Source organism: Streptomyces hygroscopicus (genome assembly GCF_026168105.1).
Taxonomy (GTDB): Bacteria; Actinomycetota; Actinomycetes; order Streptomycetales; family Streptomycetaceae; genus Streptomyces; species Streptomyces hygroscopicus_D.
Map to the genome: position 1 here is coordinate 25,353 of NZ_LBMW01000033.1, position 14,541 is coordinate 39,893.

The 14,541-nt window shown below is 71.7% G+C and carries 15 protein-coding genes; 9 read left to right on the top strand and 6 right to left on the bottom strand.

Going from position 1 to position 14,541, the window contains the following annotated elements; translation table 11 throughout:
* The 3 genes from AAW14_RS27120 to AAW14_RS27130 form a co-directional block, all read right to left on the bottom strand.
* Nucleotides 1-1,830 carry a glycoside hydrolase family 18 chitinase gene (locus AAW14_RS27120; RefSeq protein ID WP_265566573.1) on the bottom strand — a complete coding sequence of 610 codons (1,830 nt, stop codon included), beginning with the start codon at nt 1,828-1,830 and terminating at the stop codon, nt 1-3.
* A 125-nt stretch (nt 1,831-1,955) separates the two neighbouring features.
* Nucleotides 1,956-2,597 (bottom strand): response regulator, encoded by a 642-nt coding sequence (locus tag AAW14_RS27125; RefSeq protein ID WP_265566574.1) that lies wholly within the window; start codon nt 2,595-2,597, stop codon nt 1,956-1,958.
* A complete protein-coding gene (locus AAW14_RS27130; protein WP_265566575.1) occupies nt 2,594-3,775 on the bottom strand; it encodes a sensor histidine kinase in 1,182 nt (393 codons plus the stop codon). The genes AAW14_RS27125 and AAW14_RS27130 overlap by 4 nt, the downstream gene beginning before the upstream one ends.
* A gap of 157 nt (nt 3,776-3,932) precedes the next feature.
* Here AAW14_RS27130 and AAW14_RS27135 point away from each other — a divergent pair, with 157 nt between their 5' ends.
* The 5 genes from AAW14_RS27135 to AAW14_RS27155 are packed head-to-tail and all read left to right on the top strand — an operon-like array spanning nt 3,933 to nt 7,449.
* Nucleotides 3,933-4,529, top strand: a complete 597-nt coding sequence (locus AAW14_RS27135; protein WP_265566576.1) for a hypothetical protein — start codon at nt 3,933-3,935, stop codon at nt 4,527-4,529.
* On the top strand, nt 4,522-5,217 hold the full coding sequence (locus tag AAW14_RS27140) for a response regulator transcription factor (protein ID WP_265566577.1): 696 nt from the start codon (nt 4,522-4,524) through the stop codon (nt 5,215-5,217). The genes AAW14_RS27135 and AAW14_RS27140 overlap by 8 nt, the downstream gene beginning before the upstream one ends.
* Before the next feature lie 34 nt (nt 5,218-5,251).
* Nucleotides 5,252-6,715 carry a sensor histidine kinase gene (locus AAW14_RS27145; RefSeq protein WP_265566578.1) on the top strand — a complete coding sequence of 488 codons (1,464 nt, stop codon included), beginning with the start codon at nt 5,252-5,254 and terminating at the stop codon, nt 6,713-6,715.
* A 51-nt stretch (nt 6,716-6,766) separates the two neighbouring features.
* Nucleotides 6,767-7,192, top strand: coding sequence for a hypothetical protein (locus AAW14_RS27150; protein ID WP_265566579.1), 426 nt, complete (start codon nt 6,767-6,769; stop codon nt 7,190-7,192).
* Nucleotides 7,192-7,449 carry a hypothetical protein gene (locus AAW14_RS27155; protein ID WP_265566580.1) on the top strand — a complete coding sequence of 86 codons (258 nt, stop codon included), beginning with the start codon at nt 7,192-7,194 and terminating at the stop codon, nt 7,447-7,449. The genes AAW14_RS27150 and AAW14_RS27155 overlap by 1 nt, the downstream gene beginning before the upstream one ends.
* 18 nt (nt 7,450-7,467) lie before the next feature.
* Here the strand turns inward: AAW14_RS27155 and AAW14_RS27160 are convergent, their stop codons facing one another.
* Genes AAW14_RS27160 through AAW14_RS27170 form a run of 3 tightly spaced genes read right to left on the bottom strand, consistent with a single transcriptional unit; the run spans nt 7,468 to nt 9,597 of the window.
* Nucleotides 7,468-8,040: a cob(I)yrinic acid a,c-diamide adenosyltransferase gene (locus tag AAW14_RS27160; protein ID WP_265566581.1), complete on the bottom strand. Its 573-nt coding sequence runs from the start codon at nt 8,038-8,040 to the stop codon at nt 7,468-7,470.
* Nucleotides 8,041-8,053: 13 nt separating this feature from the next.
* Nucleotides 8,054-8,803, bottom strand: coding sequence for an ABC transporter permease (locus tag AAW14_RS27165; RefSeq protein WP_265566582.1), 750 nt, complete (start codon nt 8,801-8,803; stop codon nt 8,054-8,056).
* An 11-nt stretch (nt 8,804-8,814) separates the two neighbouring features.
* Nucleotides 8,815-9,597, bottom strand: a complete 783-nt coding sequence (locus AAW14_RS27170; protein WP_265566583.1) for an ABC transporter ATP-binding protein — start codon at nt 9,595-9,597, stop codon at nt 8,815-8,817.
* A 79-nt stretch (nt 9,598-9,676) separates the two neighbouring features.
* On the opposite strand from AAW14_RS27170, the gene AAW14_RS27175 reads away from it, so the two are divergent.
* From AAW14_RS27175 to AAW14_RS27190, 4 genes are all read left to right on the top strand, one after another.
* Nucleotides 9,677-10,318, top strand: a complete 642-nt coding sequence (locus AAW14_RS27175) for a TetR/AcrR family transcriptional regulator (RefSeq protein WP_265566584.1) — start codon at nt 9,677-9,679, stop codon at nt 10,316-10,318.
* A gap of 126 nt (nt 10,319-10,444) precedes the next feature.
* The gene (locus AAW14_RS27180) at nt 10,445-11,293 is read left to right on the top strand and encodes a 3-hydroxyacyl-CoA dehydrogenase family protein (RefSeq protein ID WP_265566585.1); all 849 of its coding nucleotides are present in this window, start codon (nt 10,445-10,447) and stop codon (nt 11,291-11,293) included.
* Between the two features lie 143 nt (nt 11,294-11,436).
* A complete protein-coding gene (locus tag AAW14_RS27185) occupies nt 11,437-11,760 on the top strand; it encodes an STAS domain-containing protein (RefSeq protein WP_055625190.1) in 324 nt (107 codons plus the stop codon).
* A 243-nt stretch (nt 11,761-12,003) separates the two neighbouring features.
* A complete protein-coding gene (locus AAW14_RS27190) occupies nt 12,004-14,499 on the top strand; it encodes an ATP-binding protein (protein WP_265566586.1) in 2,496 nt (831 codons plus the stop codon).
* Nucleotides 14,500-14,541 lie beyond the last annotated feature (42 nt).

Here is a 14,541-nt window from a genome sequence, read left to right on the forward strand (position 1 = left end):
TTACGACAGCCCGTTGCTGAGGGCGCTCACCAGCTCTCCGTTGCTGGTGTCACCGCTGAACTCCCAGAAGAACGCGCCGCCGAGACCCTGTGTCCTCGCCCACGCCATCTTCGTACCGATGGTGGCCGGGGTGTCGTACGACCACCAGTTGCTGCCGCAATGTGCGTACGCCGTGCCCGCGACGGTGCCGGTGACGGGGCAGGACGTCTTGAGCACCTTGTAGTCCTCGATGCCCTGTTCGTAAGTGCCCGCCGCGGGTCCGGTGGCCGTGCCGCCCGGGGCGTCCTGGGTGACACCGGTCCAGCCGCGGCCGTAGAAGCCGATGCCGATCAGCAGTTTGTTCGCGGGCACCCCGGTCGCCTTGTACTTGGCGATCGCGTCGGCGGTGGTGAAGCCGGCCTTCGGGATGCCGCTGTACGAGGTGAGCGGGGAGTGCGGAGCGGTGGGGCCCTGTGCGTCCCAGGCGCCGAAGAAGTCGTACGTCATGACGTTGTACCAGTTCACGTAACTCGAGGCGCCCGCGTAGTCGGCGGCCTCGATCTTGCCGCCCGAGGAGCCGTCGGCGGTGACCGCCGCGGTGACCAGGGCGCCGGAGCCGAACTTGGCGCGCAGCGCGGCCATCACGTTCCTGAAGGCCGCGGCCCCGCTGGTGTCACAGGACAGACCGCAGGCGTTCGGGTACTCCCAGTCGATGTCGATGCCGTCGAAGACGTCGGCCCAGCGGGAGTCCTTCACCAGGTCGTAGCAGGACTGGGCGAAGGCGGCAGGGTCCTTGGCGGCGTCCGCGAAGCCGCCGGACCAGGTCCAGCCGCCGAAGGACCACAGCACCTTGAGGTTCGGGTACTTGGCCTTCAGTTCGCGCAGCTGGTTGAAGTTGCCGCGCAACGGCTGGTCCCAGGTGTCGGCGACGCCGCTGACGGACTGGTCGGCGGTGAACGCCTTGTCGTAGTCGGCGTAGGAGTCGCCGATCGCGCACTTGCCGCCGGTCACGTTGCCGAAGGCGTAGTTGATGTGGGTGATCCTCGCCGCCGAGCCGGACGTCACAAGGTTCTTGACGTTGTAGTTGCGGCCGTAGATGCCCCACTCGGTGAAGTAGCCGAGCTTGACGGCCGAGCCGGGGGGCGGGGGCGGGTTGGTGGAGCCGCCCGTGGTGTGCACCGTGACCGCGCCGCTGACGGGACCCGTCTGGTCGGCGGTGTCACGGGCCTGCACGGTGTAGGAGTAGTCGGTGCCGGCGGTCAGACCGGTGTCCGTGTACGAGGTCGTCGTCACGGTGGCTACCTTGGTGCCGTCGCGCAGGACGTCGTAGTTCTTGACGCCCTTGTCGTCGGTGGCCGCCGTCCAGGACAGCTTCACCGACGTGTCCGTGATGCCGGACGCAGTGGGGGTGCCCGGAGCGGAGGGCGGGTTGTCGCCGGGGACCGTGGTGCCGCCGTCGCAAGAGCCGCCGTTCAGTGTGCAGTTGGAGGGGGCACCGGAGCCGGATCCGTTGAAGCCGAAGGAGACCGAGGCGCCGGGCGCGAGGGTGCCGTTGTAGGACTTGTTCCGGGCGGTCCAGTGGGTGCCGGAGTTCGTCACGTCCGCGTCCCAGGCGGAGGTGACGGACGTTCCGGTGGGGAAGTCCCACGCGATCGTCCAGGAACTGATCGCGGTGTTACCGGAGTTGGTGACCGTCCACTTGCCTTCGAAGCCGCTGCCCCAGTCCTGGGTCTTGGCGTAGGTGGCGGTGGCCGACGCGGCCGCGTGGGCGGGGCCCGCGAGGCCGACGAGCCCGGCGAGCGGGAGCAACAGGGTCGCGAACCCTGCCGCGGCTCTGTGTCTGAAGCGCATGCTGCGCCTCCCTCTGTATTGGGGATGTCGGGGCATGACTGAGCCTTCACGCCCACGGTGCCGCGAGAATAGAAAGGTCTGGACCATAGGTCAATAGGTCTGGACCAGTGTCCGCTTTGCCCGGGTCAGATCCCCAACTCCTGAGCCAGGACGGCTGCTTGGACCCGGCTGCGCAGCTCCAGCTTGCCCAGCAGACGGCTGACGTGCGTCTTCACGGTGGCCTCCGCCATGGTCAGACGGACGGCGATCTCGGCGTTGGACAGGCCCTCGCCGAGACAGGACAGCACCTCGCGCTCGCGCCGGGTGAGCGGCTCGAGAACCGACAGGTCTGCGGCCGGCTCCCGCACGGGCCCGGCGGCGAACTCCGCGATCAGCCGCCGGGTCACAGCCGGGGCGATCATCCCCTCGCCGCGCGCCACCGTCCGCACCGCGGCGATCAGGTCCTTCGCCTCCGTGTTCTTCAGCAGAAACCCGGAGGCACCCGCCCGCAACGCCCCGAACACATACTCGTCCAGGTCGAACGTGGTCAGCACCAGCACATCGGCGAGCCGCTCGGCGACGACCTGCCGTGTCGCCGACACCCCGTCCAGACGCGGCATCTGCACATCCATCAGCACCAGGTCCGGCCGGAGTTCCCGGGCGAGCGCCACCGCCTGCTCCCCGTCCGCGGCCTCCCCGACCACCTCGACATCGGGCGCACTGCGCAGGATCAGGACCAGTCCGGCGCGTACGGCGGACTGGTCCTCGGCGACGAGCACACGGATCATCTGGTCTCTCCCTGTCGGGCCTCGTGGACGGGAAGGGCGGCGCATACGGTCCACAGCGGCCCGTCGGGACCGGCGTCGAACGTGCCGCCGAGCAGCGCGGTCCGCTCCCGCATCCCGACGAGCCCCGCGCCGGAGCCGGGTGCCCTTGGTCCCCCGCGGTCGCCGTAAGGGCTGGTCACCCGCACATCGAGGACCCCGTCCCGCTGCCCCAGGGTCACCGTGACCCGGCCGGCACCGGCGTGCTTCAGCGCGTTCGTCAATGACTCCTGCACGATCCGGTACGCGGCCAGCTCCACCGGCGCGGGGACCCCTGCGTACTCGGCGTCCAGGGTGATGTCGAGCCCGTTCGTGCGGGCCTGCTCCACGAGGGCACCGAGCCCGTCGAGGGTCGGAACCGCGGCTGTCTGCTCGTCGGCGGCGCCGTCGCGCAGGATCCCGATCAGGCGCCGCATCTCGGCGAGCCCCGCCACGCTGTTCTCACGGATCACGACGAGGGCCTCCAGGGACGTCTTCGGGTCGTCGAGGGAGAGCGCGGCCGTGGAGTGGATGGCGATCGCCGACAGATGGTTGGCGACCATGTCGTGCAACTCCCGTGCCATGCGCGCCCGTTCCGCGGCGACGGCCTGGACGCGGTCCATCTCGGCGAGCAGGGTGGTCTGTTCGGCGCGCAGCCGTGCGGTCTCCGCCGCGTCACGGTGGTTGCGGACGACCCAGCCGGTGACGGCGGGTGCGAGCGCCACCACACCGAACCCGACCCCGATCAGCATGCCCTTGGGGTCGCGCCAGAGGGCGAGCGGGGTGACTGTGCCCAGCACCGTGAGCAGACCGGTGACCCAGGGCAGACGCCGGGCGGCGGCAGGAGTGCCGTACAGGACGGCTGCGTACATGAGGTCCGTGAACATCACGACGGTGACCAGGCTGCCCCGGGTCACCGTGTCGGCGACCACCGCGGCCGTGCCGATCAGCAGGCCCGCCTTCGGCCGGGTGCGGCGCAGCAGCTCGCAGGCCGCCGTCACGACGAGCGGCACCAGCACCACCCAGCGCGCCGGCCACAGGACGGTCGGTTCGCCCGCGGCGCGGGAGGCGAGTCCGATGGCCCACAACAGGAGCCCGCCCAGAAGCCCGCCGACCGCGATGCGCAGGTCGTCGCGGTGCGGTCGGGGGAGTCGTATGGCCATGTCCCCATCCAACACGGCGCGCGGATGCGCCACCTGATGCCGTGGGACGGTTTGCGCCTACATCGAAGGATGCAGTGCGACTTCGTCGCCGACGACGACGAGATGGGCCCGGCTGTCAACGAGCTTGGAGGAAAAGGGGGAACGAGAGGAGCAAGACGTGGTCGTCGGGTTGATCGTCGCGTGCGAGGCCGGATTCTGGGTGCTGCTGGCCGCGGGCCTGGCCGTCCGTTATCTGCTGCGGATGCGCCGCACCGGCGTGGCGCTGCTGCTGTGCGAGCCGTTGCTGGAGGTCGTCCTGTTCGCCGTGGCGGCGATCGACCTGAAGAACGGTGCGAAGCCGAGCTGGGAGCACGGGCTGGCCGCGCTGTACATCGGCTTCACGGTCGCATACGGCCACTCCACGCTCCGGTGGCTCGACGGTCACGCCGCCCACCGTCTGGCCGGCGGCCCGCGTCCGCCCGGGCCGCCCCGCCACGGCCTGGCCCGCGCCCGGCACGAGGGGCGGCTGTGGCTGCGTACGCTGCTGGGGACGGCCGTGGCCTGCGCGCTGCTGCAGGTCGCGATCTGGTACGTCGGCGCGCCCGCGTCCCTTCGCGACGCGCAGTACGCCGCCCTGCGCATCCTCGTGATCCACGGACTGATCGCCCTGTCCTATCTGCCCCTGCCCAAGAAGGCGCCCGCCGCTGCCGCCCGTTCCGGGGAGCGCCGTACGCTGACCGAGCGGTTGAGCGGTTCTGGGAGGTCGGATGAGTGAGGGCATATGCCCCGGTGCGGTACTGGTCGTGGACGACGACGCGGCCATCCGCCGCTCGCTGGAGCGCGGGCTGCGGCTGAGCGGCTTCAGCGTCCGCACCGCCGAGAGCGGCCCCGAGGCACTCGCGGTGATCCGGGACACCGCGCCGGACGTGCTCGTCCTCGATGTGTCGATGCCCGGTATGAGCGGCATCGAGGTGTGCACGCGGCTCCGCGACGACGGCCAGGACCTGCCCGTCCTCATGCTCTCCGCGCTCGACGAGACCGCCGACCGTATCGCCGGACTCCAGGCGGGCGGCGACGACTACCTCGTCAAACCGTTCGCCCTGCAGGAGCTGGTCCTGCGGCTGCAGGCGCTGCTGCGCCGGAGACCGCCCGCGGACCGGGAGGTGCTGCGGGTGGCGGACCTGGTGATCGACCCGGCGGCCCGCACCGCCCTGCGCGACGGCCGTCGCCTGGAGCTGACCCGGCGCGAGTTCGAACTCCTCGAGGTGCTCGCCCGCAACGCGGGCCTCGTCCTCAGCCGCGACCAGCTACTGGAACGGGTGTGGGGCTACGACTTCGACGTACGCACCGACGCCGTGGACACCTTCGTCAGCTATCTGCGGCGCAAGCTGGAGGCGGACGGCGGCAGACGGCTCGTGCACACCGTCCGCGGGGTGGGCTTCGTCCTGCGGGAGACGCCGTGAGGGCGGCGGCGGTACGGCCGCCGGAGGAGTCGCCATGAGACTGTCCACCCGCATCGGACTCGCCGTCGGACTCACGGTCCCGCTCCTCGTGCTCGCCTCCGGCTGGCTGCTGCTGAACCTGGTCGCCCGGGACCTGCACCGAGAGGAGGACAACCACCTCCGCCGGCGCGCCGCGGCCGTGCTCCCGGACGCCCGCGCCTTGCTGCGCGCCACGGCCGCCGATCGGCGGCGGGCGGCCGACACCAGGGAAAGGCTGCTGTACAGCGCGGCACTCGACGTCGGCGTACGCGTCGTCGCGGCGGACGCGACCTTCAGCGGTGGACCGCAGCCGAGCGCCTCGGTGGCCTTGCCCGCGCGGGCCGCCGGCCCGGTCACCGTCCGGCAGGCCGGGCGCAGCTGGCGGGCGCTGTCGAGGCCGATCGCGGCAGACACCGTCTCCGGCACCCTCTGGGTCTTCCAGCCCGACACCGCCGACCGCACGCAACTCCAGCTCGTCCGGCGGCGCGTGGTGATGACCGCCCTGCTCGCGGCGCCCCTGTCCGGCCTGCTCGCCTGGGGCATCGCCACCGGTGCCACCGGACCGCTGCGTCGTCTGGGCCGCCGCACCGCGGGCCTCGACCCGCGCACCAGCACCACCCGGCTGCGCCACGAGCCCACCGGTGTGACCGAGGTCGACGAGCTCGCGGCCACCCTGCGGACGGTCCTCGCGCGCTACGACGAACAGGCCGCCCGCACCGCCGAGGCCCTGGAGACGGCCCGTTCCTTCTCCGCCGCCGCCTCGCACGAACTGCGCACCCCGCTGATGAGCATGGGCACCAACCTCGACATCCTGGTGGCCCACCCCGGCCTGCCCGAGCCGGACCGCACGGAGGTCGTCACCGATCTGCGCCATGAGCACGCCCGCCTTCTCGGTCTGCTGGTGATGCTGCGCGAGCTGGGACGCGGAGACCTGGTGGAGGCGGAGGCGTTCCGCACGGTGGACGTGGCGGAGGCCGCGGACGCCGCGGTCGCGGAGGCCCGGCGCCGCGATCCGGACGCCTGGATCACCCTGCGGGCGGAGCCGGGGCCGACCGTGCACGGCTGGGAGCCCGGACTGCGGCTGCTGCTCGACAATCTGCTCGCCAACGCGCTGGCGCACGGAAGGGACCCACAGGGACGGGCGTGTGTGACGGTCGGGGTCCGCAGCGCCGGGAACGAGGTCGTGATCACGGTGGACGACCGCGGCCCCGGCGTCCCGGCCGAGGCGCGTGGCCGGATCTTCGAGCGGTTCCGGCGGGGACCGGGCAGCGCCGGCTCGGGGCTCGGCCTGACCCTGGTCGCCCAGCAGGCGGCGCTGCACCGGGGGAGCGTCACGGTGGCGGACGGCCCGGCCGGCGCCGGGGCGCGCTTCGAGGTGCGGCTGCCCCGGGCCGGCGGCGCCCTGCCCGACCGACGGGACTGGCTGATCGGAACAGCCGGGGCAAACCGGTCACAGAGATCCCACAAAGAGGGCCCCTAGCCTCCGTCGACGTCGGACGGACGACGGGGCCGTCCGGGAACGGAGGAGGAGATGTACGTACGACGACGGCGGAGCACCGTGCTGGTGGGGCTCGCCACGGCGGCGCTGCTGGTGAGCGGGACCGGGGCGGCCTTGGCCGAGAACTCGCCGACGCCCGCGCCCGCGGCCACGGCCAACGCGGCGCCCAAGGGTGACGGGGCGAGGTCGCTGTGCAAGCGCGTGCCGAAGATCGACGAGCGGATCGAGCGGGCCCTGAAGCGGCTTGACGGGCCGGTGACCGTCCGCGGTTCCATCGCCCGGCTCCAGCAGCGCGTGGACAACGCCAAGAACGCGGGTCACACGGAGATCGCCACGTATCTCCAGGACCGGCTGACCTTCCGCAAGTCGCTGGTGCCCACGCTCCAGCAGCGGCAGAAGGACCTGGCGGGCGTCAAGACGTGGTGCGCGGCCCACGACAACGGGAAGGCGGCGAGCTGATGCGGGGCCCGCGGGTGCTGCGCTTGGCGGCACCCGCGGTGGCCCTTCTCGTGGGGCTCACCGCGGGCTGCGCACGCGACCACGGCACGGCCGCCGCGCCGTCCTCGTCCGCGCCGTCCTCGTCGGCGACGGGATCGTCCGCGACGGGATCGTCCGCCACCGGATCCGGTCTCGCGGACATGCAGAAGAAGGTGTCCGCCGCCGAGTCCGCGGCTGCGGCGGCGGACCGGGACGCCGCCCAGGACGGCAGCCGCTGAGGGACCGGGGAGCGCGCCTCAGCGCTCCCCGCCCGGCACCCACAGCACGTCCCCGGTCTCCCTGTTGGCGTACCGGGCGAGGATGAACAGCAGGTCGGACAGGCGGTTGAGATAGGTCGCGGTCAGCGGGTTCATCACCTCGCCGTGAGCCTCGAGGGCGGCCCAGGTCGAGCGCTCGGCCCGCCGTACGACCGTGCACGCCTGGTGCAGCAGGGCCGCGCCGGGCGTGCCGCCGGGCAGGATGAAGGAGCGCAGCTTCTCCAACTCGGCGAGGAAGCGGTCGCAGTCCGCCTCCAGCCGGTCGACATAGAACTGCTCGACCCGCAGCGGGGGGAACTCCGGGTTCTCGACCACCGGCGTCGACAGGTCCGCGCCCACGTCGAACAGGTCGTTCTGCACACGGGTGAGGACCTTGACGACCTCCTCGTCGAGGCCGCCCAGCGCGATCGCGGTGCCGATCACCGCGTTCGCCTCGTTGGAGTCCGCGTACGCGGCGATGCGCAGATCGGTCTTCGGCACCCGGCTCATGTCGCCCAGGTGCGTCGTGCCCTTGTCGCCGGTACGCGTGTAGATGCGCGTCAGATTGACCATGTGACCAGCGTAGTTAGGCCCCGGCCGTCCGGAACACCCGTGTGCCCACCGTCACGGCCAGTGCCGCGACGGCGACGGCGACCAGCACGCCGTACAGCATGTGCGCCGTGGCGTACGAGCCGACGTAGGCGTCCCGCACCGCGTCCACCAGATAGCGGAGCGGCATGAAGTGGGACAGCACGTCCAGCCAGCCGGGGGCCAGGGACATCGGCAGCATCAGACCCGAGAGCAGCATCGACGGCATGGTCATCGTGTTGATGGCGGGGCCGAACTCCTGCGGGGTGTGGACCTTCATGGCCAGCGCGTACGACAGCGAGGCGAGCGAGAGGGTCAGCAGCGCCACGAAGACGAACCCGATCAGGATCCCCGCAAGCGGCGCCCGCAGGCCCATCACCAGTGCCGCGAGGACCAGGAGCACCGACTGGAAGACGAAGACGGCGGTGTCCCGCAGCACCCTGCCGAGCAGCAGCGCGAGCCGGCTGACGGGGGTGACCCGCATCCGCTCCACGATCCCGAGGTTCTTCTCGATGATGATCGTGAACCCGGCGAACGCGGCGCCGAACAGCCCGAGTTGGAGCAGCAGGCCGGGCACCAGCACCTGCCATGAACTGCCGCGCGAGGCGAGGGGCAGACCGGTGAGCAGCGGGCCGAAGAAGACGAGATAGAGCAGCGGCATCAGGACGCCGAAGAGCATCGCGAGCCGGGAGCGGAGGGTCTGGCGGGCGTAGCGCCCGAAGATCAGTGCGGTGTCGTTCAGCAGCATCTCGATACGTCCTATACGGCTACGGGGGTGGAGTCGGCCGGCGCCGGGCCGCGGCCGGTGATCGCGAGGAACGCGTCCTGGAGCGTCGCGTCGATCGAGCCGCCGTACCGGAGTTTCAGCGCTCCCGGGGTGCCGTCCGCGACCACGACTCCCTCGTCCACGATCACCAGCCGGTCGGAGAGCGCGTCCGCCTCGTCGAGGTAGTGCGTGGTGAGGAAGACGGTGGTGCCGTGTTCGTCCCGCAGACGCCGTACGAGGTCCCAGAGGCCGGCGCGGCTGCCGGGGTCGAGACCGGTGGTGGGCTCGTCGAGGAAGAGCACCCGGGGTCGGTGCGTGAGTCCCATCGCGATGTCGAGGCGCCTGCGCTGGCCGCCGGAGAGCGCGGCCGTCTTCCGGTCCAGCAGCCCGCCGAGGTCCAGTTCGTGCGCCAACTCCTCGGCGCGCTCGGCCGCCTGGGCCTTCGTCAGGCGGTAGAGCCGCCCCTGGGTGACGAGTTCCTCCCGCACCGTCACATGCGGGTCGACGCCGCCGGACTGGGCGACGTAGCCGCAGACGCGGCGCACCCCTTCGGCGTCGGTGACGAGGTCGCGCCCCGCGACCGTGGCGGCGCCGCCGGTGGGTTTCAGCAGGGTCGTGAGCATCCGGAGAGTGGTCGTCTTGCCTGCGCCGTTTGGGCCGAGGAATCCGAGGATCTCGCCCTCCCGGACGGTGAGGTCGATGCCGCGCACCGCTTCCACCTCGCCGCGCCTGGTCCGGAAGGTACGGGCCAGACCGGCCGTACTGATGATGGTCATGACCACAGAAAAACAGAGTCCCTGAAATTTTTCAATGACCCCAAAAATAGTTGAGGCCCAGCGAAGTTAGGATCAGGACATGACCGAGGGCCTCAGGGAGCGGAAGAAGCGGCAGACGCGGCAGTACATCTCGGACATCGCCACGGGACTGTTCCTGGAGCGCGGCTTCGACGCGGTGACCGTCGCGGAGATCGCCGAAGCGGCGGACGTCTCCGTCAACACCGTCTACAACTACTTCCCGGCCAAGGAGGATCTCTTCCTCGACCGCTCCAAGGGGGTCGTCGACCGGCTCTCGCGCTGGGTGCGCGGGCGGGAGGACGGCGAGTCGGCCGCCGCCGCCGTGCTGCGCGAACTGCGCGACGAGGTCCAGGCGGTGTCGCCCCGGGTGGGACTGATCGAGGGGTATGACCGTTTCATGCGGGTCGTCCATGACGCCCCGGCCCTTCGCTCACGCCTCTGGGGGATCGCCCAGGAGGTCCTGGAGAGCCTGGACGAGACGTTGCGCGAGGAGGTCGGCGCGTCCGTCGGCGACCCGCTGCCCACCCTGATCGCCGGTCAGATCAACTGGGTCCACCAGACCGTCGTCGCCGTCATCGGCCGGGAGATGATGGCCGGGCGCAATCCGGGCGAAGTGTCACGTGAGGTGCTGGTGCTTCTCGACGAGATGGAGGAGCTGTTGAGCGAGAAGGTGCTCAACTACGCCGTCCGGGCGGCGGAGTGACGCATGCCGGTGTGATGTCCGTCATGTGAGACGTGACGCGCATTACTAACCGGTCACAGGGCCCCTCACGAGCGCTAGGGTCCGGCCGAGAGACCTACACGGACAGCGCGTCAGGGGAGTCGCACAGTGGCACGGAAGCTTGCCGTCATCGGAGCCGGACTCATGGGTTCCGGTATCGCCCAGGTATCGGCCCAGGCCGGCTGGGACGTCGTCCTGCGGGATGTCACCGACGAGGCGCTGACGCGCGGCACGGACGCCATCAAGGCCTCGTACGACAAGTTCGTGGGCAAGGGCAGGCTTCAGGCGCACGACGCCGAGGCGGCGCTCGCCCGCATCACCGCGACCACCGACCTCGACGCCGCCGCCGACGCGGACGTCGTGGTCGAGGCCGTCTTCGAGAAGCTCGAGGTCAAGCACGAGATCTTCCGGACGCTCGACAAGCTCGTCCGCGAGGACGCCGTGCTCGCGTCCAACACGTCCGCCATCCCGATCACCAAGATCGCGGCGGCCACCGACCACCCGGAGCGCGTCGTCGGCGTGCACTTCTTCTCGCCCGTGCCCATGATGCAGCTCGTCGAGCTCGTCCGCGGCTACAAGACGAGCGACGAAACCCTCGCCCGCGCCCGCGAGTTCGCCGAGTCCGTCGGCAAGACCTGCATCGTCGTCAACCGCGACGTCGCCGGTTTTGTGACGACCCGTCTCATCTCGGCACTCGTCGTCGAGGCGACCAAGCTGTACGAGTCGGGTGTGGCCACCGCCGAGGACATCGACCTCGCGTGCAAGCTGGGCTTCGGCCACGCCATGGGCCCACTGGCCACGGCCGACCTCACGGGCGTCGACATCCTGCTGCACGCCACCAGCAACATCTACACCGAGTCCCAGGACGAGAAGTTCGCTCCGCCGGAGCTGATGCGCCGGATGGTGGACGCCGGTGACATCGGCCGCAAGAGCGGGCAGGGCTTCTACACGTACTGAATCGCTCGTGCCTCGGGGGTGTCACCCCATGGGGTGAATTCGGTATCGGTTCGCTCACAGACGGCAACCTGACCGCCTCCGGGGCAGTCAGACCTTGCACAACCACAAACGGAGTACGAACGACGCACTCTCGGGGAGCGCATATGCACATCAGGGGCGACCACGCCGAGCTGGTCGTCGGGGGCCGCCTCGACGTCCGCAGCGCGGCGGACGCCCGTACGGTCCTGCACTCGGCCGTCGACGACGGAGTCGGTGACCTGGTGCTCGACCTGTCCGAACTGGACTCCTGGGACGCCACCGGACTCGGGGTGATCATGGGGGCTCACCGGAGGGCCGGGCGGTGCGGCCGGCGGCTGGTGCTGCGCGGCGTACCACTGCAGATGCAGCGCCTGCTGGTCGCCACCCGGCTGCACCGGATCCTCGCCATCGAGGGCGGCATCGGGGTGGAGTCACTGCCCCGCGTGTGACCCGGCGGCCGGGGCCACGGGAGTGAACACCGACGAAACGTGCGTCGCGAACAATCCTCACGAGACTGTGATGTCTCGGGCGGCGCGGTACCCCGGCTTGTCAGAGATACTGTGCGAAGGTTTAGGGTTCGGCTGCCCGCCGCCCGTCACCCTCGAGCGGGCACCGGACCAGAAGCGACAGCGCAGTGTGCGGCAAGGCCGGGAGGGGCTCAGGCACACCACGCTTTTGGGGGGCTAGGACCTATGGACCCGATCAACCCGGGACCCGAGGAGTACGGCCACGACGGCGCCCTGGAGGCGCCGCGCCAGCGCCCGCCGAGGGAACCCATGACACCGGACTTCGGTCAGCCGGCGCCGGCGCACGCCCGTACCGTCCAACTCGTGTCGGGCGACTTCCTGCTCACCGTCAACCCCGTGGACGGCAGTGAGATAGAGGCCTGCCCGCCCGGGGCACGGCCCGCACCGCCCATGAGGCGTACCGCCGCCCAGCGGACCGAGCTCGACCGCTCGGGCCGGCCGCCGGTGCCGCCGGGGCCCGCGCAGCCGCGACAGCCGCTCCTCGAGCGCCAGGAGGAGCGCGAGCGCCTCGTACGGCTTCTGGCGCGAGGCCGCTCGGTCCGGCTCACCGGGCCCTCCGGCTCCGGCCGCACGGCGCTCCTGGAGGTCGTCGCCGAGGACTGCGCGGACCTCGCGCCCGACGGTGTGATCCGCCTCTGTGGCCACCGGCGCACCACGGGCGACCTCCTGCACGACCTCTTCGCCGCCGTGCACAGCGCACCCCTCCACCGCCCGGAACGGGACGAACTGCTCCAGTACGTCCGCGAGATCGGCGCCGTCGTCGTCCTCGACGACCTGGAGTTCGGCGGCAGCGCGCTGGACGAGCTCCTCGACGCGACGCCCGAGTGCGCGTTCCTGCTCTCGGCCACCCCCGACGTGCCCGCGCCCTCCGCCGACTCCCATGTGGAAGAGGTCTTCCTCAGCGGACTCGACCGCGCGGCGGGCCTCGAACTCCTGGAGCGCGCCGTCGGCCGCGACCTCACCGAGGAGGAGACGAACTGGGCGGGCGACCTCTGGTTCGAGTCCGAAGGACTGCCGCTGCGCTTCATGCAGGCCGGGGCGCTGCTGCGGCAGCGGGACCGGATGCGCGCCGACGCCGATGCCTTGGACGACTTCGGCGTCTTCCAGGAACCCCCGGCGGACACGCCCTTCGAGGCCGGGGACGGACACGACGTGCCGCTGCCCTCGCTCGCCGAGGCCGCCGCGCCCGCCCCGCTGCTGGCCTCCCGGCTCAGCGCGTCGGCGCGTGACACGCTCAAGTTCGCGGTCGCGCTCGGCGGCGAGGTGCCTCATCAGACGCATCTGCCGGCCCTCGTGGACGACACGCACGCGGACGCGGCGCTCGCCGAACTCGCCGGTTGCGCCCTGGTCTCCCCGGTCGGCTCCCGCTACCGGCTCGCCGCCGGGGTGCTGGCCCAGCTGGAGGCCGCCGGGTACGGGACCGGCGCACAGGACTACGCGCTCAAGGCCGCCCGGCACTACGCCTGGTGGGCCGGCCACCCCTCGGTCACCGCGGAGCGGGTCTCCGCGGAGGCCGACGCCGTGCTGGCCGCCCTGAGCGTCCTGGTACCCGAGACGGCCCCGCCCGCGGAGGACGAGCAGAGCGCCGCCGTAGAACTGGCCCGGCAGGCCGCGCCCGCCTTCGCCGCCGGACTGGATTGGAGTGCCTGGGAGCGGGCGCTGCGCTCCGGCGCCGAGGCGGCCCGGCTCGCCGGAGAGGTCGGCGACCAGGCCTACTTCCACCATGAGTTGGGCATACTCGCGCTCTGCCGCGGACGGCTCGACCGGGCCCGCACCGAGCTGGAGGCCTCGATCGGGCTGCGCGGTGCCCTCTCCGACAAGCGCGGCACGGTCGCCGGGCGGCGCGCCCTTGCCCTGGTCGCCGACCGCTCCGGAGCGACGCGGCCCGGCGGGCGCACGGCGGCGGGCGAGGAGGTGCCGGACGCGCGGCACGAGGAGTCGGTGTCGCCGCCCCGCGGTGTGCCGGCCGCCTTCGGGCCGGGCGTACCGGCCGTACCGGCCGGTGACTCGGCGACGCTGGTCACGCACCAGGCGGTGGACGGCCCCGGTGGCGTGCGGAGCGTCGTGAAGGGCACCCGGCGCAATCTGGTGGCCGCGGGCGCCGGGGCGGCGCTGGTCGCCCTGCTCGGCACCGTCGTGACGCTCGGCATGACCTCGAACAACGACAGCAACGCCCCGTCCCAGAAGGTCCGTGTGGGCCCCTCGGCGAGCCAGGACGCGAACGACGGCAGTCTCGGCGCGGACAAGGCGAACAAGGGCGGGGGCGGCTCGGGCGTGGCCGGCACCCCGACGTCCAGAGGGCCCGGAGCCAGGGGCACGCACGGCGCGACGGACGGAACGACGGACGGTCCGACGCCGGGCACCTCGGGCCACCCTTCGGACACCCCCACGGACAACCCGACAGGTACGAGGGGCGCGACCCCGTCGAAGTCCTCGTCGAAGCCGCCGTCGAAGCCACCGACGTCGACGACATCGTCGAGTTCGTCGCCGACCTCGTCGACCGGCACCCCACAGCCCTCGGGGTCGGGGTCCACCACCCCGAGCACCTCCAACTCGGCCAGCGGCCCCGCCTCCAGCTCCCCGGCCGCCACGGGCAGCTCGCCGGGCACCCCGTCGGCCGGTGGTTCGGGAACGCCCAGCCGTCCGGGCACGGTGATCTGAGGCCCCGTAGGCGCAAAAGGGCCGGGTCCGCGTTCCGGACCC

Bases quoted from the DNA above. Each gene is read 5' to 3' on its own strand.
- AAW14_RS27120 (WP_265566573.1), bottom strand. From the start codon at position 1,830: ATGCGCTTCAGACACAGAGCCGCGGCAGGGTTCGCGACCCTGTTGCTC.
- AAW14_RS27125 (WP_265566574.1), bottom strand. From the start codon at position 2,597: ATGATCCGTGTGCTCGTCGCCGAGGACCAGTCCGCCGTACGCGCCGGA.
- AAW14_RS27130 (WP_265566575.1), bottom strand. From the start codon at position 3,775: ATGGCCATACGACTCCCCCGACCGCACCGCGACGACCTGCGCATCGCG.
- AAW14_RS27140 (WP_265566577.1), top strand. From the start codon at position 4,522: ATGAGTGAGGGCATATGCCCCGGTGCGGTACTGGTCGTGGACGACGAC.
- AAW14_RS27145 (WP_265566578.1), top strand. From the start codon at position 5,252: ATGAGACTGTCCACCCGCATCGGACTCGCCGTCGGACTCACGGTCCCG.
- AAW14_RS27150 (WP_265566579.1), top strand. From the start codon at position 6,767: ATGTACGTACGACGACGGCGGAGCACCGTGCTGGTGGGGCTCGCCACG.
- AAW14_RS27155 (WP_265566580.1), top strand. From the start codon at position 7,192: ATGCGGGGCCCGCGGGTGCTGCGCTTGGCGGCACCCGCGGTGGCCCTT.
- AAW14_RS27160 (WP_265566581.1), bottom strand. From the start codon at position 8,040: ATGGTCAATCTGACGCGCATCTACACGCGTACCGGCGACAAGGGCACG.
- AAW14_RS27165 (WP_265566582.1), bottom strand. From the start codon at position 8,803: ATGCTGCTGAACGACACCGCACTGATCTTCGGGCGCTACGCCCGCCAG.
- AAW14_RS27170 (WP_265566583.1), bottom strand. From the start codon at position 9,597: ATGACCATCATCAGTACGGCCGGTCTGGCCCGTACCTTCCGGACCAGG.
- AAW14_RS27175 (WP_265566584.1), top strand. From the start codon at position 9,677: ATGACCGAGGGCCTCAGGGAGCGGAAGAAGCGGCAGACGCGGCAGTAC.
- AAW14_RS27185 (WP_055625190.1), top strand. From the start codon at position 11,437: ATGCACATCAGGGGCGACCACGCCGAGCTGGTCGTCGGGGGCCGCCTC.
- AAW14_RS27190 (WP_265566586.1), top strand. From the start codon at position 12,004: ATGGACCCGATCAACCCGGGACCCGAGGAGTACGGCCACGACGGCGCC.